The sequence below is a fragment of the candidate division KSB1 bacterium genome, assembly GCA_034506255.1.
Taxonomy (GTDB): Bacteria; Zhuqueibacterota; Zhuqueibacteria; order Zhuqueibacterales; family Zhuqueibacteraceae; genus Coneutiohabitans; species Coneutiohabitans thermophilus.
In genome coordinates, this window is the sequence record JAPDPX010000002.1 from 207739 (window position 1) to 232951 (window position 25213).

Consider the following 25213-nt stretch of genomic DNA (forward strand, 5'->3'; position numbering starts at 1 on the left):
CCGGATTTGTCCAACTGACCTGGCGCGCGGCCACTTGTGCATATCGCGGTAACAAACCAGCAGCGGCAGGGCGGAGCAAGCGACTGCTGCCACGGCATGGCAAGATGATCCCGGCACTCTGCCCCGGGCTGGCCCGGTGGCCGCCGGTGTATTTGAGAAACTTCTTTGTGAAAGGGTAGCAGCTTGTCAGCAAAGCGGCGATTGATCGAAGCGGTGGAAGTGACGGACGAGGGCATTCACATCGTTCGTCTGATGAAAGTTTTCGATGCTTCCAGCCTCGATGAGTTTGAAAAAGTCCTGGCCTATCTTCTGGCGCACGACAATTATCGCATTGTGGTGGACCTCACCAACGTCGAGTTCATCTCCTCGGCCGGCTGGGGCGCTTTCACCGCCGAGCTGCGTCGCGTCCGCGACAACGGCGGCGATATTCGTCTGGCCGGCATGAACCCGGATGTGCTGGATGTCTTTTTGCTGTTGGAGCTCGACAGTTTCATTAATGCCTATGATACCGTCGATGATGCCATTTTGTCCTTCGGGCATTCAGACCATGGCCCGGCCGGCCCGCAGGCACCGGCAGTCGCCACTGCCAGTTCGCCGGAACCGCCAAACAGGGAGGCCGCCGTGCCGGATTGGCTGCTCGGGCATGAATTCAAGTCTCCGGCTGCCGAGGCACCCCTGGAGGGCGAAGAGCAGGTGACCGACGCACCCGCGCTTTCGTCCGACAATGCGGAGTTTCCCGAGATGGAAGAGTCCGACGGCCGCGACGCGGAAGTGGATCCTGGCTATGGCAGTGCCTATGCGCCTTCTCTTCAGGACATGCTCAGCGGCAATGCCAATGCGTTCGTGGATTATGCTGAAGATTTGCCGGCGGCAGAAGAGGGGGAGGCGGTCACCCGTTCATCTGCAGACGAAACCGGTGGCAGCAGCGCTGATGGTTGGCATCTCGACATTGCACAGGAGCAACTTTCACAGGATGAGGCGGAGGCGAACCATGTTGCCGGCGAGGAAGCTGCCTCTGGCGCCTCTTCCACACTCCTGCCAGAGACGGAGCCGTCGTGGCAGGAATCCGGGGTGCCGCCTGCAACACCGGCACCAGAGCCTGCGTCCACGGAAGCCTTTTTCGAGGAGTATGTTCTGCAGGACATCAATGATCCCTGGATTCTCGATGAAATCGACCGGCTTCCGGAGGAATATGAGATGGAGGAGGTGAGCTGGGAGGGCGGCAGGGGTTTTACCAACGATTCCACACCGGTCGCACGGCCGCAGTCGCAAGATGAGCCAGTGACGCCTGCGAATGTGTGGGACACAGCACAAAAGCATGCCGGCAACTTTGTGCCAGCCGGGCGCAGCAGTGAAGTCCACACCGATGCCGGCAGCCTTTCGGCAACGGTGTTGCCGGCGCCGCCGCAACCGGCCGTGGAGACCAAGCCTGCCGAACGCTGGCCGCAGCCGTTTGCCGCAGCACCGCCAACAACGAGAACCGTCAGCAACAGAGAAAGTGTGCCGGCGGCGGCTGCAGCGGAGCAAAGGTACCGGACGGGCAACGGCCCGCAGCCAATTCGGCAATCACACGCCGTGACCAAGACAAGATTCGAGGGCGACCGGCAAGCGATCATTCGCCAAATTGTAAGCCAGCATCCGCATTATGGCCCGACGATGATACAGAAGTATTTGGAAGTGCGCACTGAACCTGCGATCTTGGTCAGCCGTTCGACGGTTTACCGGTGGCTGCGGCAGGCGGGCTTGAACACCCGTGAACAGCGCCTGCAATTCGCCGGCCGGGCCGCCGTGGTGTAAGAAGCCGGCCCTCGCCCAAACCGTCACCGCGTGCTTGTGGATTCGGAAATTTCATACCACCTCGACGAGCAAACGTATGGCCGATTTTCTCTTCAATGACGTGATCAGCTCCCCCCAGGGGGAGTACTTTCTGAAGACGACCACCAACGATCCGCAGAAACAGATCACCTCCTCGTTCTTCCGCAATGGCACGCTGCTGGAGATGCGCACGCGTGATTTTGACCCCCAGTGGTCGCGCGAAATGCTGCGCGCCAAAACCCGGGAATTTCACGACGAGAAGAAGGAGGAGATCCTGATGCTCATCCAGCTTGCCGAGAAGCTGCGGGAGAGCAATCAGGCGGAGACCAAGAATCTGCTGGGCCAGGCCTTCCTGCGGCGGGGCATGTATGAGGAGGCCATCCTCGAGCTGGAGGAGGCGATCGTGCTCAACCCGCGCCTCTCCGGCATCTACAACAATCTCGGCAGCGCCTACATGGCGGTGAAACGCTACGATGATGCGATCACGGTTTTGGAGCAGGCCATTTCGATGTCGGCCGGCTATGCCGATTATCACAACAACCTGGGAGTGGCGTATCTCAAAAAGGAGTACTGCAAGAAGGCGGTGGAGCAGTTTCTGCGCGCGCTCGACAGCAACCCCTATTATGCCGAGGCCTATTTCAACCTGGCGCTGGCCTACGTGCTCAATGCCTTTACCAAGGAGGATTTTTCCCTCTCGGTCAACTGTCATCAGAAAGTGGCGGACAATATCGAGAAGGCGGCCAAGATCAACCCCTCCTACCACAATGAGTTCACGGAGCAGGGCCAAACCCTGATGCGTGAGAGGAAGTATGAGGAGGCTTATCAGGCCTTCACGCGCGCGGCAGGTCTGGTGAGCAAGCCCGCGGACATTTCCTTCATCCTCGACTTTTACCTGCGCGTCATTTATGGCAGCAAGAAGCTGAGCAGCAGTCTGATCTGGCGGCACATCCGCCAGTTGCAGGAATTGATCGAGAAATACCCCAATTACGCCGACCTTTACAATCACCTCGGCGTCGCTTATGTGATCATGAGCAAATACGTGAATCACAAAGCCATACAGCAATTCGACAAAGCCATGGCCCTCAACCCGGAGTATGAGCGCGCCCGGCGCAACAAGCGCCTGGCCGAGTATGACCACAAGGGCATGCAGTTGCTGTTCGATGCCATCTTGAGGTAGACGCCCTTTATGCCCAGATCTTCCACACAGTCGATCATCTCCTTTTTCAACGACGAGTCGCCGGAGGCCAACGAATTCCGGCGGTTGTACTCGAAGCTCAAAAATCTCTACGCCGACGCGGAGATGAAAAACTTTCTCGTCACCAGCGCCCGGATGAACGAGGGCAAAAGCACCACCGCGGCGCTGCTGGCGTGCACCATCGCGCGCTACCGCAACACCAAAACCATTTTGGTGGATTGTGATCTGCGCCGGCCGCGCGTGCACCAGCTCTTTGGCATCCCCAAGGAGGAAGGGGTGGCCGATGTGCTGACCGGCGCGCGCAAGCTCGACACCTGCTTCAAGCAAACACCGATCGAAAATTTGCGGCTGCTCACCGCCGGCGGGGTGGTGACCAGTCCGACCGAGCTGATCAATTCCCCGCGCATGCACGATTTGTTTTCCGAGATCAAATTCTATTTTGACACCGTGATCGTCGATTCCCCGCCCGTGATCCCGGTGACCGATGCCCTCATTCTGAGCCCGGAAATGGACGGTGCGCTGGTGGTGATCAAGGCCGGGGAAACCCACAAGGAAGTGGTGCGCCGCGCGGTGGATTTGATGCGCAATGCCGGTCTGAACATTCTCGGCGTCATCATCAACAACCAAAAGGGCGTGCTGCCCTACTACTACGACCACAAGTATTACGGCTATTCCTACTACCATCTCGAGGAAAAGGTGAAATAAGGATTGAGGAGCTTGTCATGGCGTTTTATCTGGTGACTGGCGGTGGCGGTTTTATCGGTTCCAATCTCGTGCGCGCGCTGCTGGAACGCGGGGAGCACGTGCGTGTACTCGACAACTTTGCCACCGGCAAACGCGCGAATCTCGCCGAGTTTGCCGGCCGCCTCGAGTTGATCGAGGGCGACATTCGCGATCGCGCGGTGGTGGAGCAGGCGTTGGCGGGTGTCGATTACGTGCTGCATCAGGCCGCGCTCGGCTCGGTGCCACGCTCCATTCAAGACCCGCTCACCTCCAACGACGTCAACGTCAATGGCACCCTCAATCTGTTGTGGGCGGCCCGGCAGGCGCGCGTCAAACGTTTCGTGTTCGCCTCCTCCTCTTCGGTGTATGGCGACACGCCCACCCTCCCCAAGGAGGAGGGCATGGCGCCCAATCCGCTTTCACCTTATGCCACCTCCAAACTCGCCGGCGAGCGCTATGCCCTTTCCTTTTGGCATGTTTACCGCCTGCCCACCGTGGCGCTGCGCTATTTCAACGTGTTCGGGCCGAAGCAGGACCCCGACTCGCAGTATGCGGCCGTGATCCCGCGCTTCATCGCCGCGCTGAAGAACGGCGTGCCGCCCGTCATCTTCGGTGATGGCGAGCAATCGCGGGACTTCACCTACATCGACAATGTGGTGCAGGCCAATCTGCTGGCGTGCACCGCGCCCGAGGCGCCCGGCCATTTCATGAACGTGGCCTGCGGGGAGCGCTACAGCCTCAACACCCTGCTGCAGGAGCTCAACCGCATCATGGGCACCAACATCACGGCCCGCTACGAAAGCCCCCGCCCCGGCGACGTCAAACACTCGATGGCGGCCATCGACCGGGCGCAGCGCCTGCTTTCTTTCACGCCCACGGTCAAGTTTGCGGAGGGCCTCGAACGCACGGTGGCGTGGTATCTCCGCCAGCCGCGCTGAGGCCGCGGGGCAATTTTCCCGAGGGCGCAAACGCAATTGCGCGTCACTGGTGGTAAATCAGTGGGCATTTTTTCCGTGGCAGAGCGGTGCGGCCGGGCCAACGGGACTTGCAGCAACAGGGACGGCTTGATTGCAAGATGTGATGCCAGGTACGGCTGATGAATCAGCAGGATTTTTGGAATGCCGGCACCGGCACTGACCGGACGGCATGGGCTTTATGGGCATCAAAAACGCACTCACCGTCGACGTCGAAGACTGGTTTCATGTCTCCCTGTTCCGCAAGAAGATTCGGCGGGACGAGTGGGATCAGCTTGCAAGCACCGTGGTGCAGAACACCTGCCGCGTCCTCAATATCTTTGCCGAAAAAAACGTCAAGGCCACATTTTTCGTGCTGGGCTGGGTCGCGGAGCGCTACCCGGAAATCGTGGTGGCGATCAAAGAGCAGGGCCACGAAGTGGCGAGCCACGGCTACGGCCATCAAATCATCTACGAGCAAACGCACAAGGAATTCGCCGCGGACGTCGAGAAGTCCCTGCTTATTCTGGAGAACATCACCGGCGAGCGGGTGCTGGGCTATCGGGCCCCGAGCTACTCGATCACGCGCGCTTCGATGTGGGCCTGGCAAACGCTGGCCGATCTCGGGCTGATTTATGATTCCAGCATTTTTCCGGTGAAACACGATCTCTACGGCATCCCCGATGCGCCGCGCTTTCCCTTCGAGATTCGCTTCGTCAATCAAACGCGCCTGATCGAATTTCCGCTTTCCACGGTGGTGTTGATGAAAAAGAATGTGCCGATGGCCGGGGGCGGCTATCTGCGGCTTTATCCCTATTGGTTCATTCAAAAGAGTGTGCGGCGGATCAACGCCGAGGGCCGTCCGGCCATCATCTATTTGCATCCCTGGGAGGTGGACGCCGATCTGCCGCGCGTGGAAGCCGGCTGGTTCAAAACCATGCGCCACTACGGCAACCTGGCACTGATGGAACACCGGCTGCGGCGTCTGCTCGAGGAATTTTCCTTTGGAACCGTGAGCGAGGTTCTCTCGACAACCCAAATTCAAACGGACTGGCCGCGCACCACGCCGCCGGCGCCGGGCGTGAATGGCAGGCATCGGGGGAGTGTGCCGGTCGCATGAAGGTCGAAGTCGTTGAGCATCAGTTTGCCGGGTGGGACCGCTTCGTTCACGAAAACCCGGACAGCCGCGGGCCACATCTGAGCGGCTGGAAGCAGGTCATCGAGAAATCCTTCTCGCATCGCTGCTATTATCTCGCCGCGCGTGAGGGCGATCGCTGGCGCGGCATCCTGCCCCTGACCCATCTGCGCAGCAGACTCTTCGGATCGTTTTTGGTCTCCGTGCCCTATCTCAACTATGGCGGCCTCGTTGCGGCGGACGAAGCGGCGCGGCAGGCGCTCTATGAGCGTGCCGTTGCGCTGGCTCGCGAGCTGGGCGTGGCACATGTGGAGTTGCGCCACGAACGCGTGCTGCTGCCGGGCCTGCCGACCAAGCAGCACAAAGTCGCGATGCTGCTCGAGCTGCCCGCCGACCCCGAGGCGCTGATGCAAAGCTTCAAGGCCAAATTGCGCAGCCAGATTCGCAAACCGCAAAAGGAGGGCCTGACCTATCGCTGCGGCCGCGAGCAGGAGCTGGACAGTTTCTATCGCGTTTTTTCCCACAACATGCGCGATTTGGGCACGCCGGTTTATTCGCGCAAGTTCTTTGCCAACATTCTGGCGGCGTTTCCGGAGCGCGCCCACATTTGCACGGTCTATCGCGGGGAACAGCCGCTGGCCGCGGGTTTTGTCTTCGGCTTTCGCCAAACCCTGGAGATTCCGTGGGCCTCGAGTCTGCGCCAATTCAACCCCCTGGCACCGAACATGTTGTTGTATTGGGCCGTGCTGGAGTTTGCCATCAAACAGGGCTACAAGTATTTCGACTTCGGGCGCTCGACGCCCAATGAGGGCACCTACAAATTCAAAGAGCAATGGGGCGCCCGGCCGGTGCCACTGCACTGGCAATATTGGCTCGCCAACGGCGCCACGACCCTCCCCGACCTCAGCCCCCACAACGCCAAATATCGCATGGCAATCCAGATCTGGCAGCGGTTGCCACTGGCGGTCACGCGCCTGGTCGGGCCGGCCATCGTCAAAAACATTCCCTGATGATCACGGGCGTGGGCCTCGCGCGATTCCTGTTTTATTCATCCTGTGTGCCCAATGGTTTTCATCTTTTGGTTGTGTGTCAGTCTCATCCTGTGGGTCTATGCCGGCTACCCGTTGCTGCTGTGGGTGAAGAGCCGGCTGTTGCCGGCCGCGCCGGTGGCGCGCTGCGAGATCGAACCGCCCGTCACCCTGCTCATCAGTGCCTACAATGAGGCCGCTGTCATCCGGCGCAAGCTCGAGAACAGCCTGGCCCTGGATTATCCGCCCGACAAGCTCGAGATCATCGTGATCTCCGACTGTTCGGATGACGGCACCGATGACATCGTGCGGACGTACGCCGGCCGGGGCGTGCGGCTGCTGCGCATGCCCGCGCGCGGCGGCAAAACCGCCGGGTTGAATGCCGCCCTGCCGACGGCCCGCGGTGAGATCGTGATTTTCTCCGATGCCAATGCCATGTATGATCCCGCCACGGTGCGGCGGATGGTGCGCAATTTTGCCGATGCCCGCGTCGGCTGCGTCACCGGTGAATCGCGCTACCACGTGAGCGGCGCCAGCCAGTCGAGTGAGAGCGAGAACCTGTACTGGCGTTATGAGCTGGCGCTGAAAAAAATGGAAAGTGCGGCCGGTTCGCTGGTGGGCGGTGACGGCGCCATTTACGCCATCCGCAAAAGTCTGTTCAAACCCATGCAGCCTTCGGATCTCAGCGACTTCGTCAACCCGCTGCAGATCACGGCACAGGGCTATCGCAACGTGTATGAGCCGGAGGCCGTTTCGTATGAAGATGCCGGTGACACCTTTGCCAAGGAGTTTCAACGCAAGGTGCGCATCGTCAATCGCGCCTGGCGCGGCCTGTGGCGGGTGGCGGTGGTCCTGAATCCGCTGCGCTACGGCTTCTTTGCGCTGCAGGTCGTTTCCCACAAGCTGCTGCGCTGGTTGGTGCCCGTGTTCATGGCCGGCGCGTTGCTCAGCAATGCCTTTTTGCTCACCCGCTCGCCGTTTTATTTGCTGACCGGGATCGGCCAGGCACTGTTTTACCTGCTCGCGCTGCTGGGCTGGCGGCAGGCGCACCGGCGGGCATTGCCGCGTGCCGTCTATGTGCCGTATTACTTCTGCCTGGTCAATTATGCCTCGCTGTTGGGCATTCTGACCTACTATCGCGGGCAGTCGTTTACCATGTGGCAAACGGTGCGGGACCCCGCGACCTGACGGGAAAGCCATGCCAATGCGACATCTCAAAATGCGGTTGACCAGCCTGATCAAGGCGGTGTTGTTTTATGGCGGATTTTTTGCGCTGCTGCGCCTGCTTTTCCCCAATCGCCGGGCGGCGCTGCTGCGCTATCATGCCGTGGTTGACCCCGCCGACAATCTCTACACCAGCCCGAGCATCAGCCTGCCGGTGCGCGCCTTTGAGCGCCATGTGCGCTACTTTGCGCGCAAATACCGCGTGCTTTCCCTCGATCACGTCGTCGAGGCCGTGCTGGATGGCCGGCCGCTGCCCAAAAATGCCGTGGTGTTCACTTTCGATGACGGCTATGCCGACAATCTCATTGCCGCGCGCATTCTCAAGAAGTACGGGGCCACCGGCATTTTTTATTTGACCACGGACTGCATCGACCGCAGGGAGACGCTGTGGCTGGCGGAGGTGAATTATCTGCTGGCGCGCAGTGCACAGCCGGTTTTCCGGCTGGAGCTCGAGGGCACCACCCGGGAATTTGCACTGCGCACGCCCCGGGAGCGCGAGCAGGCCAAGCGCGCGGTCATCAAGATCATCAAAAGCAATGACCGCCGCGTGCGCGAAACCGTGCGGCAGCAGCTTCGCGCCCAGCTTGCCACCGCCGATTGGCCGGCAGTGGCGGACCGCATCATGTTGACCTGGGAGCAGGTGCGCGAGATGCTCGCTCTGGGCATGAGCATCGGCGGGCACACCGTGTCGCATCTCAATTTGCCCAATGCCGCTCCGGAAGATGCCCGCCGCGAGATAGCCGGTTGCAAGCACAAGCTCGAAGCCGTGCTCAACCTGCCGATTCGCCACTTTTCCGTGCCCAACAGCGGCCCTTATCGCTATTACAACGCCCAGGTCAAACGCATGGTGGGCGAGTGTGGGTTCGTTTCCTCCGTCACCTCGGCGCACGGTTTCGTGGACGGCGACAGCGATCTGCTGGAATTGCGGCGCATTCGCACCATCCCGGCGTTGCATGAAGTGGTGGCGACAATCGAACTGGGCAAGTTTTCGAGAAACGGCGGGGAAAGTCCGGCCGCGGAATAGGCGGGCCCGGCCGCAAATGAAACGGCCGGTGACACGCTCTCTTCCGCAAATCACACTTTTGTAAGTAGCTAGGTTTGTTTCACAGAACCCTTTTTCCGCGGGCATCTCTGGCGCCGGTGTCTGATCCCAGGTCTCTGCGCCCGGCCGCGGGCAGTTCAGGGTAACAAGGCAAGGATGCTTGTCAAGTTTGAGAGGATGTTATGAGAATCAGCATATTTGGACTGGGTTACGTCGGCACGGTAACGAGCGCCTGTTTTGCGCGTTTGGGCCATCAGGTGACGGGGGTGGATGTCAACCTGCAAAAGGTGGCCTTGCTCAACGATGGCAAAAGCCCGATTGTCGAAGAGGCCATTGGCGAACTGGTGCAGCAGCAAGTGCAGGCCGGCCGCTTGCGCGCCACCACCGACATCGACACGGCGATCGCCAACTCCGAGTTGAGTCTGATCTGCGTGGGCACGCCCAGTAACGGCAACGGCTCGCTCAGCCTGAGCAGCGTGTTGAGTGTGAGCAGGAGCATTGCGCAGGCGCTGCGTGCGAAAAAGGAGGATCATCTGGTGGTGGTGCGCAGCACGGTGGTGCCGGGCACGGTCAACCGCCAGATCATCCCGTTGATGGAGCGGGAATCCGGCAAGTCGCACGGCCGCGGCTTCAGCGTGTGCTTCAATCCCGAGTTTTTGCGCGAAGGCAGCTCGGTGAAGGATTTTGAATCGCCGCCGTTCACCCTGGTGGGCACGCGCGACCAGGCCTGCGTCGAGAAGGTGCGCGAGCTGTATGCCGGCGTGGCGGCCCCGTTTTATGTCAGCAGCCTGGAAGTCGCGGAAACCGTCAAATATGCCAGCAACATTTATCATGCCGTCAAGATCACCTTTGCCAACGAGCTGGGCGCCTATTGCAAAAGCCTGGGCATCGACAGCCATGAGGTGATGAATTTGTTCGCGCTCGACACCAAGCTCAACATCTCGCGGGCCTATTTGCGGCCGGGTTTCGCCTTTGGCGGCTCCTGTCTGCCCAAGGATTTGCGCGCGCTGCTGTATCATGCTAAATCACAGGATCTCAGCCTGCCGCTGCTGGAAGCGGTGTTGCCCAGCAACGAACGCCATTTGCAGCGCGTGGTCGAGATGGTGCTGGCGCAGGGCAAGCGCAGGATCGGCATTCTCGGTCTGAGTTTCAAAGCCGGCACCGACGATCTGCGCGAAAGCCCGCTGGTGTGGCTGACCGAAACCCTGCTGGGCAAGGGGTATGAACTGCGCATTCTCGACCGCGACGTGGCGATGGCGCGCCTGATGGGCGGCAACAAGGAATACATCGAAAAGGAGATTCCACATCTCTCCTCCCTGCTCTGCCGCTCGCTGGAGGAAATCGTCGCGTTTGCGGAACTCATCATCATTGGCAACGGCAACCGTGAATATGCCGCGGTTTTCGAGAAGCGCAAACCGGAGCAGGTTGTCATCGATCTCGTTCGCATGTTGCCGGACAATGGCAGCTCGCAGCCGAATTATCATGGCGTGTGCTGGTAGGGCGCGCTGCCGCGCTGCCGGCACTTGCTCACCTCCCGACCTTGATGCACGGCACTTACAGCAGAGGGGTGACTCGTGTCACGACCACGCAAAAAAGTTCTCTTTATCGCCTATATCTTTCCGCCGTTGGCACGCGCCGGCGTGCATCGCAGCGTGCGCTTTGCGCGTTATCTGCCGGACCTGGGCTGGGAGCTCACCGTGCTCACGCCGGCGGAACGCCATTATCCGCCGCAATCGCCGATTGATCGCGATCTCGTCAGGAAGATCCCGCCCACGATCAAAATCGTCACCACGCCGGTGTTCCACGGCACGACCGGCCTCTTTCGCATGAAAAATCTTTTGCGTCGCCGTCGCCGGCAGACATCGCCGGCGGCCGTGCGCGCGCCGCGGGCGCCCCTTCCCCCCCGGCCGGAGCCGGCAGCGGCAACCTCCTCAGCCGGCGCCGGCAGCAAACGCCGTGGCGTGCTGCAAAAAGGCAAGGACCTGGTCTACGATCTGCTCACCATTCCCGACAAAGACGTGAACTGGCTGCCTTATGCCGTGGCGGAAGGCTGGCGGTTACATCGTCGCGAGAAATTCGATCTGATTTATTCCACCGCGCCGCCCTTTACCGATCATCTCATCGCGCTCTGGCTGAAGAAGTTGACCGGCCTGCCCTGGGTGGCGGACTTTCGCGACCCCTGGGCGCGTGCGCCCTGGAAGGCGGAAATCCTGGGTGATTCGCTGCGCGGCAAGGCGGCCACGTATTTGGAGCGCCGCTTCGTGACAGCCGCTGACCGCGTCATTCTGAACACGGAATGGATTCGCAAGGATTTTGCCGATTACTACGGCCCGCCGCTCAGCCGCAAGTTCCGCGTCATCACCAATGGCTTCGACCCGCAGGATTTTGTGCAATTCGAGACCGGCACGGCGCCCCGGCCGCACAAAAAACTGGTGATCACCCACACCGGCGCCCTGTATCGCAAGCGCAATCCGCAAAATTTCTTTACGGCCTGCGAGCATCTCATCTCCCGGCACGGGGTCAGCCCGGCGGAGCTGGAGCTGCGTTTCATCGGTACGGTGGCGCCCGAGCTGTACAGTAGTTTCGAATGCGGCGAGGCGTTGCGCCAGGTGATTCAAGTGATGCCGCCGGTGTCGCACCAGCAGGCCTTGCAGTATCAGCTTGAAAGCGATGTGCTCTTGATTTTGCAGCCCGGCACCAGCATGTCGGTGCCCGGCAAGATTTTCGAGTACATCGGCATGCGCAAAACAATTTTGGCGATCACGCCGCCGGGCGCAACCGCCGACGTGGTGCGCACCCACAACCTGGGCCTGATCGCGGACCCCGACAATCTTGCCGAAATCGAAAATTGCCTGTTGCGCCTGGTGCAGGATTTCCGCAGGGGCACGCTCCAGCCGCCCTCGGTCAACGGCGCCTTCACCGCCTACAATGGCGTCGAGTTGACCAGGCAGTTGCATGAAGAATTCCTCCAGTGTTTGTCCAATGGCTGAAGCGATCGCGGAAGTGGTGCGACGGTTGACGACCACGGCCTCGCCGGCGTTGTGGCAGCAGGCGCCGGCCGGCCGGATTGTGCGCGCCGGCGAGATCAAACGCGCCTATTCCACCGTCTACCGCCTGCGCGTTGAAGATACCGGCGGCCGGACGCTGCGCATTCTGTACGCCAAGGTCTACAAGCTCGCGCCCAAGCACCGTGACAATCCCGCCAAACCTCAGGCCCGGTTGCGGACCGAGTTCGAAGCTGCGCAACGGCTGCACGCCCGCCTGAACGACAGTCCCAACTATGGCGTGGTGCGGCCCCTGGCTTATTATCCCGACCTGCTCGCCATTGTGACGGAAGAGGCGCAGGGCCGGCCGATCGCCAGTCTGCTGGAAGCCGCCTGCAAGCGCTGGCACAAGCGTGACAAGCTCACGGCTGTGCTCTCCGCCTGCCGCCTCGCCGGCGAAGCGCTCGCTGCCATTCAGCGCGTCACGGTGGAACCGCAACCCTACCAGCCCGCGGAACTGCTGGACTATGTTGACCTCCGTCTGCAGCGCCTGGTGGCGGGGGAAGCGCCCTTCGGCGAAAAACAGCGTGACATGGTGCGCCGTTATTTGGAAACCATGATGGCCCGCGTGCCGGCCACACAGCTCGGCCAGTGCGGCTGCCACGGCGACTACGCGCCTTTCAACGTGCTCGCCGCACCCGCCGGCGTGACGGTGATGGACTTCGCCATGTTCAAGCCCGGTTCGCTCTTCAACGACGTCACCTATTTTTACCACCGCCTGCAGGGGTATTTGCACAAGCCCATCTTCGCCGCGCCGGCCATTGCCGCGGTGCAGCAGGCTTTTCTGGCCGGCTACAATCACGGCGCCGGCCGGGAACACCAGCCGGTCGAGCAGGATCTCCTGTTCCGCATCTTCTGGATCAAACACGTCATCAACAATTACAGCGCCATCATGCGCAAAAAAGTGATGACCCTGCGGGACCGCCTGTCTCCCGCTGTTTACCTCTTCAATCGGCATGTCTTTCGATGCTATAATCAATGGCTGTCGCAAATGTGCCAGCCCTGAGTGGCTGCGAGTCTGCGTGATGAATCTCAAAAAACTCAAAAGCATGTCGCTCGACGAGCTCGGGTATCGTCTCAAGCTGGCGGGCACCAGGAAGCTCAGCAAGCTCTCCCACCGCCGCCGCGATTTCCTCGCCCCCGCGCGCTTTCTCGCCGCTTTTGAACTGCCATCGGATTATCGCGGCCCTTATGCGGAAGCCGTCAGCAACCGGCGCTGGCGTGTGGCCGAAGAGTATTTGCTCGAACACATGCGTGCGCGCGTGCGTGGGCAGGGCGATCACGGCCTGCAACCGAAATATTTCTTCGCCCCGCAGGACCGCCTGCACATGCTTGCCGCCCTGCATCAGCATCTGCCCCACGTGCTGCCCACCACCCTGGCCGCGGCCAACCGCTACCTCGCCCACGAGTTCACGTTTTTCGGCGTGCGCCAAAACTTCGGTGATGAAATCGACTGGCATCGCGATCCCGTTTCCCTGCAGGCCTGGCCCCGCGATTTCTACACCGATCTGCGTTTTTACGGCCAAAGCGACGGCCGCCGGCAACTGCCCGGGGATGTCAAGCAGGTGTGGGAGCTGAATCGCCAGCAACATTTCACCATTTTGGGCAAGGCCTTCTGGCTCACCGGCGAGACGAAATACGCGCTCGAATTGTTCTCCCAGATGCAGAGCTGGATGCGTCAGAATCCCTATTTGCATGGCGTGAATTGGACCAGTGCGCTGGAAGTGGGGTTGCGCGCTCTCTCCTGGATCAGCGGCTACTTCTTCTGCCTGGAGGCAGAAGTGCTGGAGCCACGCACCCATGCCCTGCTGCTGCGCATGCTGCAACTGCACGGGCACTACCTCAACCGGCATCTTTCCTTCTTCACCAGCCCCTACAATCACCTGGTCGGGGAGGCCGTCGCGCTGTTCCATCTGGGAACGCTGTTTCCGGAATTGCCCCGGAGCCGGCAGTGGCGTGCCACCGGCTGGAAGATTCTCTGCGAGGAAGTGACCAGACAATTTCATGCCGATGGCATGTCGGTGGAACAGGCGGTTTCCTACCATCATTTCACCCTGAGCCTGTATGTGCTCGCCCTGCTGCTGGCGGAGCGCAACGGCCTCAACGTTCCGCCGGAGATGCGCAACCGCCTGGAGCGCGCGCTGGAGTTCAGCATGTGGAGCCAGCAGCCCGACGGCCGCCAGCCCATGATCGGCGACAATGATGATGCCACCGCCTTTCTGTTTGCCAGCCGGCCGCCATGGGATTTTCGCCATCTGCTGGCGCTCGGCGCGCTGCTGTTTCAGCGCGGGGATTTCAAACAGCAGGCGGGTGAGTGCGATGAATGCTGTCTGTGGCTGCTCGGTCCGCAAAGCCCGTCCCGCTTTGCGAGTCTGAAGAGCTTTCCACCCTCCGCCGCCACGCGCCTGTTTGCCGACAGCGGTTATGCGATCGTGCGCAGCGGCTGGGGGCCCGCCGGGCAGTACCTGATTTTTGACTGCGGACCGCAAAGCCACGGCTTGCATGCCGATGAAACCGTTTCCACGGCGCATGGCCACGCCGATGCCCTGGCCTTCACCCTGTGCGCCCATGGCGAAGTGGTGCTGCGCGACTCCGGCATGTGGTGCTACAACGGCGAGTTGAACTGGCAGAATCATTTTCGCAGCGGCTGCGCCCACAACACCATCACCATCGATGGTCGCAGCGCCTGCCATATCGTGGGCCGGCTGGGCTATTCGCATGTGCCGGCCGTCACGCAAACCCGTTTCATCAGCCGCGACGATTTTACTTTCGTGGAAGCCGAATACGTGGGTTTCGGACTGAAGCTGCGCCACCGCCGCGGCATCTTTTACCGGCCGCAGGCCTACTGGCTCATTCTGGACAGCCTCGAAGGCGAAGGCGAACATCTCGTCGACCGCTGGTTTCATTTCGATCCGCTCAGCCAACTCGAACGGGCGGGTGAGTGGATCGTGGCGCGCCGGCCGCAGGATAAAAACCTGCTGCTCGGTGAAATTTGCCCGCCCGCCCAGACCGCGGAGTTTTGGTGCGGCGGCGAAAAACCGGAGGCCGGCTGGATGGCGCCCGGCTACGGCCGCCGGCTGCCTGCGCCGGTGTTGCGCCTCCGTGCCTCGGTGACCATGCCGGCACAATTCACCACTTTACTGATGCCGGTGGCTGCCGCGCTGCCACCGCGGCACTTTGCCGCCCGCGGCCGGCACGGCACGGCGAGCAGCGAGCCATTCGTGCTGCAAGTGCGCGCCGATGACTGGGAGGATCGCATCATCTTCAACTTCACCGGCCGCCGGCAGTGCGTGGCAGAAGTGAGCACCGATGCCGAAATCATCTTTGAACACCGTGGACGATCGCCCGCCCGGCATGAGGTGACCATGGTGCGCGGCCGAAACTTGACGATTGCCAACAGGACGATTTTTGCCCTGGAAAAAATTGCCGACATGAAACGCTGTTTGACAGTGCCGGCCACGCATGACGGGCCGGAAGAATTTCCGGATGGGGCGGCCGCCCCACACGCGATGACGCCGGCGGCCGGTGCGGATGTGGAAAGTTGAGGGGGCGGGATGCCATATCGGATTTTGCAAATCGGGCCGTATCCACCGCCCGGCACGGGATGGTCTGTCCGCATCAAAATGTTGAAGCGCTACATCGAAGCCGCCGGCCACATTTGCGCGGTGATGAACACCAACAAAAACCGCAAGGTGACCAGCGGCGAATTTGTGCCCGTGCTCAGCGGCTGGGATTATTTCGTGAAGGTTTTGCGTTATTGTGCGGGCGGCTATCTCGTGCACATGCACATCAACGGCAAATCCACCAAAAGCCCGCTACTGGCCCTGGTGGCGGAAAGTCTCAGCCTGCTCTTCGGTCGACCGGCGGTGCTGACCTTTCATGCCGGAGTGGTGCAGGACTATTTTCCACGGCAGAACAAGTTTTGGCTCGACAATGTCTTTCGCCTGATCTTTTTGCTGGCCGGCCGGATTATCTGCAACAATGAAGAAGTCAAGGCGCGCATTGTCGAGTATGGCATTCGGCCGGAGAAGATCACTCCGATTCCGGCGTTTTGCCTGGAGTATCTCGAGGACAAAACCGCATTGCCGGAGCGGCTGACCGCCTTCGCACAAAAGCATGAGCCGTTGGTGTGCAGCTACATTTATCTGCGGCCGGATTTCAACATTGATTTTTTCCTGCAGGCCATGGCGCAAGTGGTGGCGGCCATGCCGCGTTTGGGCCTGATCCTGATGGGTGCCGATCGCGAGCAAAACATGCTGCAGGAGAAGTTGCAGCGGTATCAACTCAGCTCTCATACCTGCATCGCCGGGGATCTCGATCATGGCGACTTTCTGGCGGTGCTGGAGGCCTGCCGGGTTTATATCCGCACGCCGGTGGCCGACGGGGTCTCCTCGAGCGTGCTGGAGGCCCTGATGCTGGGCACCACCGTGGTCGCCAGCGAGAACGGCGCGCGCCCGCCGGGCGTGTTGACCTATCGTGATGGCGAGGTCGCGTCGTTTGTGCAGACCCTGCGCGCGGCGCTGGCGCAGCCGGCACAGCGCGCCATGGATGCCGAAGCGCGGCGGCAGCGTGCACAGCAGCTCGGCGTGCGCGACACCCTGCGCGAAGAACTCACACTCTTGTTAGCAGCTGCTGCGTCCTGACCATGCCCGTGCGGGCCTTGGCAGTACCGTGGCAGCCCGGGACAGCTCCCGCCCGGGAAAAAACAACACCATTGCACCGCCACATCGCAAAAGGTCGAACGATGCCCAAACCTCTCAGTGTCCGGATCAGGCAAAAGGGCCGGCGCCTTTACAAGGTCACCTGCCGTGCCTGCTACAATCTCGGTCACCGCCGCGCCGCGCCGGCACGGGCGGTTTTTGTTTTTGGCTCACACCGTTCCGGCACCCGTCTGCCAATGGACGTGTTCAGCCGGTCGCTGGCAGTGATGACGTACAAAGAAGGCCATTCGCACGCCTTCAACCGCAATCTGTTGAAGGACAAGGCGGAGATCGCGGCATTGCTGCGCCGCAGCCTCTTTCCGGTGGTGGCCTTCAAGCCGAGTTGTGAATCCTATCGCGCGGCCGAGCTGCTCGATTCTTTCCCCGACAGCAGGGCGGTGTGGATTTTCCGTCATTTCAAGGATGCCGTCAATTCGGCTGCGCGCAAGTGGGGTCATGGCCGCAAAAATTTGCGGGCAATTGCCGCCGGCGATTTGGCGGCAGCGGGCTGGCGTGCCGGCGGCCTGACCCCCGACAAAATCGCGCTGGTGCAGCGGCTTTATAGTGAAGAAATGTCCTCCCATGCCGCACACGCCTTGATGTGGTACCTGCAAAATCATTTGTTCCTGGATCAGCAACTCTTCCAGCGCCGTGAAGTGCTGCTGGTCAAATACGAAGACCTGGTCAGCCGCCCACAGGAGCATTTTCGCCGTGTCTTCGATTTCATCGGCATTCCGTTCAAGGACAAGTATGTCGATGAAGTCTATGATTCTTCCATCCGCAAGGAAGCTTTCCCCCCGATTCCATCCGAGATTGAAACGCTTTGCCAGGATCTCCACCAGCGGCTGGTGGCGCACTACGAGCGGGCGGTCGGTTCTGCCCCATCGCGCCCGGCGATGCTGACGCTGTGAGCGCCTGTCCGCCTGCCAGCTTGATCCGGGCGGCGGTGGCCCAAAATACTGTCGCACGGTGCGCCGCACAGGATGGGCCCTGTGCGCCGGGCCGTTGAACGCGCCGGGAGGGACGGCTGTGGCTGCTCCCCCTGACGTCCAACCGGTCACCGTCGAAATCGTACCAATGCTTCCGCACAAGCTGGCAAGGCCGGTACTAAAGGCTTTGACTTCGTTGCGATAAATCCAGGATTAAAATCGCATTAATAATTTTTAATAGTACGTCACTCACGCTTGGTGTCATGTCGGGTATCTACCCGGTTTCGCGATCGCACCAAGGCTTCACATGGGCATTCAGTGCACATGAACAGCACGGATACCAAGGCCGCGCAGCGCCCCTTGCTCGAGAAATTGCTCTTTGGCAGTCTCATCCTTCTGTTCCTGAACAGCGGCTACCTCGCTGCTTTTTCCCATGCCTCGCTCTTCCACCTGATCAACGTTTTTCTGCATGTCGGGCTGGGAATCTTTGTATTGGTTCTGGTCTTGTGGCACGGTCTGACTTTCCTGCGGGAAGAGACGCCCAAGGGCAACGACATTGCCCGCTATTTCGGCTACCTCGGGTACTGGCTGTTGCTCGCCGGGATGGGCATCGGCGTGTATTTGACCGTGGCGGGCGTGCATCGCTGGAATGAGTGGTTGGTGGGCGTGCATAGCATCGGCTGTCTGCTGGCGATCGTACTGTTGATCAAAGCGATTCGCAACATTGGCCATCAAATCAGCATCTCCAATCCCATCAATACCGCCGGCCGGCTGTTGATGGTATTCGCGGTGGTTTCTCTCTGCCTGCCGTTGCTGGCGCAGGTCTTTGGTTTGATTTTTCCCGAGGACGACGGTCTCCCGAAGAATCCCGCGGCTGCACCTGCCACCCTTGCCGGGTTGGCGATGGGAGGCGAGTCCGGCCCTTTCTTTGCTTCGGCGGCCGCGAGCACGGTGCAGGATACTCTGGCAACCAGCTTCTTGAATGACTCCAAAACCTGCGGTCAGGCCGGCTGTCATGTGGAAATTTACAAACAATGGCAAAGCTCGGCCCACAGTTTTTCCGCCCTTCAAAGTTTGTGGTACAAACCCGCCTATGCCGCCGTGCAACAGCAGGCCGGCAATGCTGCCGCGCAATGGTGTGCCGGCTGCCACACCCCGGCTCTCTTGCTGGCCGGCGCTGCCGACCTGTCACCGGCACAACAGGAGCAGCACGCGCAAGCGCATGCCGCCATCGGATGCACCGCCTGCCACGGCGTGGTGCGGGTGAGCTCGACACTCGGCCAGGGCAATTACGTCATGGGCACACCCGGTTTGTTTTCCCTGGCGGACAGTGAGAATCCCCTGCTGCGCAAGCTCTATGCCTGGTTCGTTCATCTTGATCCCCAACCGCATCGCGAAGCCTACCGCAAGCCGGTGCTCACTACCGGCGCCAGTGAGTTTTGCTCGACCTGCCACAAAGCGGCGGTCGACCATCCCCTCAAGCCGGGCGGCTGGTTGGAAGTGATGAATGACTACGACAGTTGGCAGAACAGCGGCTACTCCCGGCAGGCGGTGCGTGATTTCTACCGCCCGAAGATGAAACAGAGCTGCATCGATTGCCACATGGCGCGGGTTCCCTCGCAGGATCCCGCCGCCACGGACGCCAGCGTGCCCGATCATCGTTTTCTCGGAGCGAACACCGCGCTGGCCGTTTGGCGTGACAACCCCGAACAGCTCGCGGCCACCCGGGCTTTTCTGCAAGACGGCAAAATCACCGTGGATATTTTTGCCGCCAGCCTGTCGGCGTCGCTGGCGGCCGCTCCTCAGACCGCGGATTCCAGTGGCGCCGTGCCCGCTCCGATCGAAACGCGGGTGGCGTCTGCCTCGCTGTGCGGGGATCAGGAAAATTTCTGGAACCTGGTGCCCGGCACGCAACCGCCGGCGCCCACCACTGCCTTCATTGCGCCGATCGACCGGCAGGAGGTGACGGTCCATCCCGGCGAGTCGGTGCGCATCGACGTGGTGGTGCGTTCACGCAACATTGGCCACCATTTTCCGGCGGGCGCGGCGGACATGGCGGAAGCCTGGGTGGAGTTTCTCGCCATCGACAATCACGGCCAGGTGATTTGCTGGAGTGGCGGCACCGATGGCCGCGTCAATGGCAGCATTGATCCCAAGGCGCACCGCTTCGGCGCGGCCCTGGTGGACAGCCTGGGCCGGCGCCTCTATCATTTTGAAAGCTGGAAGGCGGCCGGCGTCTCCTTTCTCAATCTCCTGCCACCCAACAGCGCGGAGGTGATTCGCTACCGCTTTACCATTCCGCCGAGCAGCGGCGAACAGATTCGTCTGATTGCCACAGTCAATTATCGCAAGATTCAGACGGCCAGTCTGGCGTTGTTGGGCGGGGGAAATGCCGAGCCGGCGCCCGCCACCAGCCGGCCGCTGCCCGTGATTCAAATGGCACGCGCGGAAGCCCTGCTGCACGTCGATTACAATCTCATGCGGCATCAGAGCTACATGGAAAGCTACGTGCCGGCAGACAAGGAGCGCTGGAATGACTATGGCATTGGCCTGTTGCGGCAGAATGATCTTGCCGGAGCCGAGCGCGCTTTTCTGGCCGGCAGCGTGCGCGCCCCGCTGGAGCACAATCCCTGGATCAACCTCGGCATTGTCTGGCTGAAGAGCGGCAAGGTCGTGCAGGCCAAAACCGCCCTGCAACACGCCCTGTCGATTGCACCCAGCTCCTCGCGCGGCCGCTATTTTCTCAGTCTCGCCTGGAAGGCGGAGGGCAACTATGACGCGGCCCTCGATGAGCTGAAGGAGGCGATCGACAATCACGAAGGCGACCGCAACTTGCACCTGGAGATGGGGCGGCTGCACTTTCTCCGCCAGGATTATTCCCGCGCGATCCGTGCTTTTGAAAATGCCCTGCGCATCGACCCGCAAAATGCCACGGCCTATTTTTATCTCAAGGAGTGTTATACCGCACGGGAGGAGGCGGAGGAAGCGGAACGGATGAACCGGCTTTATCTGCGTTTTCGCAGGGACGACCGCATGGTGCAGCTCCAGCACGCAGCCCGTGCCCTCGAGCCCTGGCTGGAGGGGGAACCGCAACGCTATCATGAGCACGGCTCCGCAGACCTCAAATATTGGAACAGCAGTGAGGCGGACGCAACCAATGGCCACGACGAATAAGCACAAGCTTCTTTTTGTGTCCTGGGCGGAGAATTGCAGCCGCAGCGACAACCTGGCGCGCCTGCTGGGCGGCAGTTCCCGGATGATCTATGCCGGCCGTCTGGGCAGCAACTACTTCACCGTGACGCTCAAATATCTGGTGCAGATGTGGATGACCTGGAGGCTGCTGCGGCACGAGCGGCCGCGGGTGGTGCTGGTCATGGTGCCGCCGGTGTTCATTTGCGTGCCGGTTTATCTTTATTGCCGGCTGACGGGGGCGGGCTATCTCACGGACACGCACACCGCCGCGTTTACCATGGCGCGCTGGAAACCGCTGCTGTTCCTGAATGCCTGGTTCTACCGCCGCGCACTGGGCAACATCGTGACCAATGAACATCTCGCACGCCAGGTGGAAAAATGGCGCGCCCCGGTGGTGGTGATTGGCGACCTGCCGGTGCAGTTTCCGCGCATCGCGGAGTTTCCGCTCAACGGCCGTTTTGCCGTGGCCGTGGTGTGCAGCTACAACCCCGACGAGCCGCTGGACCACATTTGGGAGGCGGCGCGGCAATTGCCGGAGGTGGATTTCTATGTGACCGGCAAGGTGAAGGACGCGCCGGCACGCCTGCTCGACCACAAGCCGGACAACATGAACCTCACCGACTTTCTGCCACTCGAGCAATACGCCGGTTTGATCAAGGGCTGTCACGCGGTCATGGTGCTCACCACGCGCGATCACACCATGCAGCGCGGTGCCTATGAAGCGCTGGCGCTCGGCACCCCCATCATCACTTCCGACTGGCCGCTGCTGCGTGAAACCTTCGACCAGGCGGCGCTGTACGTGGACAATTCCCCCGCCGGCATTGTGGCGGGCGTCAGACGTCTGCAGGCGGCCTGGCCGGAATACAAGGCGGCCGTGCAACGCCAGCGCGAGCAACGCCTGCAGATTTGGCGTGAGCGCGAAGCCCGCCTGCGGGCCGCGATCAACACGAAACTGGCGACGTGAATCTTCGCCTCTCTCCCATGGGCCACCGCACGTCAACCCTGCCCCGCTTCACGCAATTCTATTTGACTTTGCCGGAAAACTTGGGCGCGGATTTGCTCAATGACGGCATTTACGAATTGCCCGGGGCCTGGAAGTTTTTCACGCGCCTGCCGGCCGGCAAAGCCGTGTTGATCTATTGCGCGGGCTTCACGGCGGTGGCGCTGGCGTTCGCCCGCCATGTGGCGCGCGTGGCGGTGACCGGTTTGCATCCTGCAGAGGCGGAAATACTCACGGAGCTGGCCCGCCTCAAGCAGCTCGACAATCTCGAGATTCTGCCGGCGCAGGCGGCCCTGCACGGGCCCTATGCCCAAATCATCGTGCTCGCCGATACCCGGGGATTGTCGAACGGCACCCTGGCTGACTTTGCCCGGCAGCTCCAAACCGTCCTGACTGGCGGGGAGGAGTGGGTGCTGCTCGTGCGTGCCGATAGCGCGGCCACGCTGGCAAATCGGAGCAAGCGGCTGTTGCGCCGCCTGCTCGGCCGCGGCGCGCCGGACCGGTCGAACGGCGCCGTGCGCTTGTGTTTGCGCAATGCGCCGGCGCTCACCCGTGAGCAGATGCTGGCCCTTTTTCCCGCGCCGCGGCAAGCACTGTGTGCAGAAGTGTGTGTGTCACCGGGTTTCCTGCGGCCGAAATGGATTTCCTGCAAGGCAAACAGCGAAACCTCATCCCCGTTGCCTGCCACCGGCGAGGCGGGTGCGGAACATCTGTTGATCGCAGGCCGGGCGAGAGACGCCTCATTTTTCCAGCGTTTGCTGCAACATCTCAGCCCGGCCGGGGAGGCCGGCTGGCAGGCTCGCGGGCCCGGTCGGGTGCTCAGCGGCGGCAAATTGCAAATCGAGTTGTGGCGGGAAACGCCGGCCGCACCGCAGCAGGCTCTGCTCAAACTCCCGCTCATTGCTTCGGCAGAAAAGCGCTTGCAGGAAAACGCAGCAACGCTGGCGCGGCTGCAGCAGGCGGAGGCGCTGACCCCGGAACAGCGCCGGCTGTTTCCGCTGACACTGCAAGCCGGCCAATTCGAACAGCAGTGCTTTCAGCTCGAAAGCTTTCTGCCCGGCCGCTCGCTCGATCGTCTGCCGGAGACCCTGGCCCGTGATCCGCAGGTGATTCACCACCTGCTGCACTGCTGGCGCGGCATTCAGGAGAAGTTTGTGCAGCCGGTGCTGGTGGATGACAGTGTTTTTCACCGTCTCTTTGTGGCAGTGCTGCACGCCGTGCAGGAGTGGCTGGCGCCTGAGCCGGCGGTCTGTCAGCGACTCCAACGCGTGGTCGACTACTGGCACAGACAATTTCACGGGCGCACTCTGGCATGCGGCCTGGTGCACGGCGATTTTTCGATCAAGAACATCCTGCTCGATCCGCAGCGCAGAGCGATCACCGGCTTGATTGATTGGGATCTGGCGGATTTTTTCTCGCTGCCCACGATGGATGTGCTGCATTTTTTCATCCGTCTCGACAGCCGTTCCTTTCAGGATGTGCCGCCAGTGATTGCGCTGCGGCTGATCAAAAGCAAAGCCGGGTTGCCGCAGCGCCTGCTCAACGCCGTGGCCGAGAGCTACGGCTGCCAGCCGGCGGACTGGCCGGGCGTGGTGATGCTTTACTGGCTGCACCGCCAGCGCGGCTATCTCGGCTCGCCGAAAAATCTCAACGCCCGTTTCGTCCGCCGCCAGTTTCACGAGGTCTTGGAGTTGTTTGAACGCGAAATTCTGTGTTGAAGTCCGGGATGTCGCGCGCCTGACCGCCGTGCGGGAAAAAGCCGGGCGCGCCGGACAGCCGGACAACAGCGATGTCATTATGCTTGAAACAGATGCATGCTCCTCTCCCCGCCACACCGGCGGTGCGCCCGCCGCCGACGCGGTGTCCAGCGCGGGCCGGAACGCCTATGGCGCGCTGCTGCGCGATGTGGAGGCGGCCGGTGTGGAATACGCCATCCTGCGCGATCATCCCGACCAGGCGGGCATGCGGGATCTTGATCTGCTGACGGCTGCCGGCAAACGCGGGGAATTTCTCCGCTGTTGCAGCCGGCACGGCTTCCAGTTGATCAAGAGCGGCCGCAACAATCCCGGCAAGATGGTGCTGCTGCGCTGGCAGGAAAGCGGGCCGCAGATTCTCGATGTGCATGAGCGTCTGATCTACCAGGGGTATGAGTATATGCAGGCAGCCACCGTGCTCAGTCGCCGCCGGCGCGAAGGCCGCTACTGGTTTCTCAGCTTCGAAGATGAGTGGTTGACCCTGCTGTGGCACAACATTCTCGGCAAAGGCCAGATTCAACCGAAACATCGCCGCCGCCTGGAAGAGCTGCTGCTGTTGCGCCTGGATGAGGCCTACCTCGACAGCCAGTTGCAGGCCTTTGGCTTGCGCGCGACCGGTCGGGAAGCGCGGCGAAACTTTACGAAGCTGGCGGACAATCCCAAAGCGGTGCAACACCTGCGCCGCCGTGTGCTGCGCACGCTGTGGTTTCATCCCTGGCAAAATGCGGTGCGGCGATTGCACCTGGCGCTCGCGGGCATCCATGAAAAGTGGTTTGGCCCGCGCCGGGGCGCGCTCATCGTCTTTCTCGGGCCGGACGGCTGCGGCAAAAGCTCGCTCACCAAAGCCCTGCGCGCCGAACTGCGCAGCGCCTCGCTTACCGCCGACATCGTCTATCTTGGGCCCTGGGGCCAGAGCCGGCTGCCGCTGCACAAAATACTCAGCCTGCTCAACTTCAAACCCTACCGCCCGGAAGACAAGGCGAAATATCACAACCGTGCGGTCAAGCCCGCCACCCCCGGTCCACTGACGCGCGCCTGGCGCGACCTCAAAGGCCGGATTTTTTATCTCGCGCTCGCGCTCGAGCTGTGGTATCGCTACCTCGCCGAGGTCCTGCCCCGCCTGCGCCGCGGCCGCATCGTGCTGGCGGACCGCTACATTTATGACGTGCTCATCGGCTACAAAAATCGCCCGATGAATTATTTCCGCGGCCTGCGGGAGTGGCTGTGCCGCACCTATCCGCGCGCCGATCTCGTCATCCTGTTGGATGCGCCGCCGGAAGTGATTCACGCCCGCAAGCCACAGTTCGAAGTCGCACAATTGCAGGATATCCGCCAGCGCTATACCGCAGTCGGCCAGCGCTATGGCTTTCACGTGCTGGATACCAGCGTCAGTCTGGAAACCACTTTGCAGGCTTTCCGGCAGCAAATCTTGCCGGCGCTGCTGCACACACTCAAACCCTGAGCCCGCAACCCGGGCGG

18 protein-coding genes are annotated in these 25213 nt (G+C 61.3%); all 18 read left to right on the forward strand.

Annotated features, from left to right (window positions below; translation table 11 throughout):
• Nucleotides 1-183 precede the first annotated feature (183 nt).
• The 18 genes from ONB52_04455 to ONB52_04540 all read left to right on the forward strand — a co-directional run bounded on the left by ONB52_04455 (nt 184) and on the right by ONB52_04540 (nt 25196).
• The gene (locus tag ONB52_04455) at nt 184-1797 is read left to right on the forward strand and encodes an anti-sigma factor antagonist (protein ID MDZ7415396.1); all 1614 of its coding nucleotides are present in this window, start codon (nt 184-186) and stop codon (nt 1795-1797) included.
• Between the two features lie 76 nt (nt 1798-1873).
• Complete coding sequence (locus ONB52_04460) at nt 1874-2992, forward strand: tetratricopeptide repeat protein (protein ID MDZ7415397.1); 1119 nt, start codon at nt 1874-1876, stop codon at nt 2990-2992.
• Nucleotides 2993-3001: 9 nt separating this feature from the next.
• Entirely contained in the window at nt 3002-3715 is a 714-nt protein-coding gene (locus tag ONB52_04465) for a CpsD/CapB family tyrosine-protein kinase (protein MDZ7415398.1), read from the forward strand.
• 17 nt (nt 3716-3732) lie between these two features.
• Nucleotides 3733-4671, forward strand: coding sequence for an SDR family oxidoreductase (locus ONB52_04470; protein ID MDZ7415399.1), 939 nt, complete (start codon nt 3733-3735; stop codon nt 4669-4671).
• A gap of 223 nt (nt 4672-4894) precedes the next feature.
• Nucleotides 4895-5806, forward strand: coding sequence for a DUF3473 domain-containing protein (locus ONB52_04475; protein ID MDZ7415400.1), 912 nt, complete (start codon nt 4895-4897; stop codon nt 5804-5806).
• Nucleotides 5803-6831, forward strand: coding sequence for a FemAB family PEP-CTERM system-associated protein (locus ONB52_04480; protein MDZ7415401.1), 1029 nt, complete (start codon nt 5803-5805; stop codon nt 6829-6831). Before ONB52_04475 ends, ONB52_04480 begins: the two co-directional genes overlap by 4 nt.
• A 54-nt stretch (nt 6832-6885) precedes the next feature.
• Nucleotides 6886-8037 (forward strand): glycosyltransferase family 2 protein, encoded by a 1152-nt coding sequence (locus ONB52_04485; GenBank protein ID MDZ7415402.1) that lies wholly within the window; start codon nt 6886-6888, stop codon nt 8035-8037.
• Between the two features lie 16 nt (nt 8038-8053).
• Nucleotides 8054-9097 (forward strand): polysaccharide deacetylase family protein, encoded by a 1044-nt coding sequence (locus tag ONB52_04490; GenBank protein ID MDZ7415403.1) that lies wholly within the window; start codon nt 8054-8056, stop codon nt 9095-9097.
• Nucleotides 9098-9297: 200 nt separating this feature from the next.
• On the forward strand, nt 9298-10614 hold the full coding sequence (locus ONB52_04495; GenBank protein MDZ7415404.1) for a UDP-glucose/GDP-mannose dehydrogenase family protein: 1317 nt from the start codon (nt 9298-9300) through the stop codon (nt 10612-10614).
• Between the two features lie 75 nt (nt 10615-10689).
• Nucleotides 10690-12105, forward strand: a complete 1416-nt coding sequence (locus ONB52_04500; protein ID MDZ7415405.1) for a glycosyltransferase family 4 protein — start codon at nt 10690-10692, stop codon at nt 12103-12105.
• On the forward strand, nt 12098-13165 hold the full coding sequence (locus tag ONB52_04505) for an aminoglycoside phosphotransferase family protein (GenBank protein MDZ7415406.1): 1068 nt from the start codon (nt 12098-12100) through the stop codon (nt 13163-13165). Before ONB52_04500 ends, ONB52_04505 begins: the two co-directional genes overlap by 8 nt.
• Before the next feature lie 19 nt (nt 13166-13184).
• The gene (locus ONB52_04510; protein ID MDZ7415407.1) at nt 13185-15704 is read left to right on the forward strand and encodes a heparinase II/III family protein; all 2520 of its coding nucleotides are present in this window, start codon (nt 13185-13187) and stop codon (nt 15702-15704) included.
• 9 nt (nt 15705-15713) lie between these two features.
• On the forward strand, nt 15714-16802 hold the full coding sequence (locus ONB52_04515; protein MDZ7415408.1) for a glycosyltransferase family 4 protein: 1089 nt from the start codon (nt 15714-15716) through the stop codon (nt 16800-16802).
• A gap of 101 nt (nt 16803-16903) precedes the next feature.
• Nucleotides 16904-17770, forward strand: a complete 867-nt coding sequence (locus ONB52_04520) for a sulfotransferase (GenBank protein MDZ7415409.1) — start codon at nt 16904-16906, stop codon at nt 17768-17770.
• A gap of 342 nt (nt 17771-18112) precedes the next feature.
• Nucleotides 18113-20962 carry a tetratricopeptide repeat protein gene (locus ONB52_04525; GenBank protein ID MDZ7415410.1) on the forward strand — a complete coding sequence of 950 codons (2850 nt, stop codon included), beginning with the start codon at nt 18113-18115 and terminating at the stop codon, nt 20960-20962.
• Nucleotides 20946-21944 (forward strand): glycosyltransferase, encoded by a 999-nt coding sequence (locus ONB52_04530; GenBank protein ID MDZ7415411.1) that lies wholly within the window; start codon nt 20946-20948, stop codon nt 21942-21944. The genes ONB52_04525 and ONB52_04530 overlap by 17 nt, the downstream gene beginning before the upstream one ends.
• The gene (locus tag ONB52_04535; GenBank protein MDZ7415412.1) at nt 21941-23698 is read left to right on the forward strand and encodes an aminoglycoside phosphotransferase family protein; all 1758 of its coding nucleotides are present in this window, start codon (nt 21941-21943) and stop codon (nt 23696-23698) included. The genes ONB52_04530 and ONB52_04535 overlap by 4 nt, the downstream gene beginning before the upstream one ends.
• On the forward strand, nt 23676-25196 hold the full coding sequence (locus tag ONB52_04540; GenBank protein ID MDZ7415413.1) for a hypothetical protein: 1521 nt from the start codon (nt 23676-23678) through the stop codon (nt 25194-25196). The genes ONB52_04535 and ONB52_04540 overlap by 23 nt, the downstream gene beginning before the upstream one ends.
• Nucleotides 25197-25213 lie beyond the last annotated feature (17 nt).

Bases quoted from the DNA above. Each gene is read 5' to 3' on its own strand.
- ONB52_04460 (MDZ7415397.1), top strand. From the start codon at position 1,874: ATGGCCGATTTTCTCTTCAATGACGTGATCAGCTCCCCCCAGGGGGAG.
- ONB52_04465 (MDZ7415398.1), top strand. From the start codon at position 3,002: ATGCCCAGATCTTCCACACAGTCGATCATCTCCTTTTTCAACGACGAG.
- ONB52_04470 (MDZ7415399.1), top strand. From the start codon at position 3,733: ATGGCGTTTTATCTGGTGACTGGCGGTGGCGGTTTTATCGGTTCCAAT.
- ONB52_04480 (MDZ7415401.1), top strand. From the start codon at position 5,803: ATGAAGGTCGAAGTCGTTGAGCATCAGTTTGCCGGGTGGGACCGCTTC.
- ONB52_04485 (MDZ7415402.1), top strand. From the start codon at position 6,886: ATGGTTTTCATCTTTTGGTTGTGTGTCAGTCTCATCCTGTGGGTCTAT.
- ONB52_04490 (MDZ7415403.1), top strand. From the start codon at position 8,054: ATGCGACATCTCAAAATGCGGTTGACCAGCCTGATCAAGGCGGTGTTG.
- ONB52_04495 (MDZ7415404.1), top strand. From the start codon at position 9,298: ATGAGAATCAGCATATTTGGACTGGGTTACGTCGGCACGGTAACGAGC.
- ONB52_04505 (MDZ7415406.1), top strand. From the start codon at position 12,098: ATGGCTGAAGCGATCGCGGAAGTGGTGCGACGGTTGACGACCACGGCC.
- ONB52_04510 (MDZ7415407.1), top strand. From the start codon at position 13,185: ATGAATCTCAAAAAACTCAAAAGCATGTCGCTCGACGAGCTCGGGTAT.
- ONB52_04515 (MDZ7415408.1), top strand. From the start codon at position 15,714: ATGCCATATCGGATTTTGCAAATCGGGCCGTATCCACCGCCCGGCACG.
- ONB52_04520 (MDZ7415409.1), top strand. From the start codon at position 16,904: ATGCCCAAACCTCTCAGTGTCCGGATCAGGCAAAAGGGCCGGCGCCTT.
- ONB52_04525 (MDZ7415410.1), top strand. From the start codon at position 18,113: ATGAACAGCACGGATACCAAGGCCGCGCAGCGCCCCTTGCTCGAGAAA.
- ONB52_04530 (MDZ7415411.1), top strand. From the start codon at position 20,946: ATGGCCACGACGAATAAGCACAAGCTTCTTTTTGTGTCCTGGGCGGAG.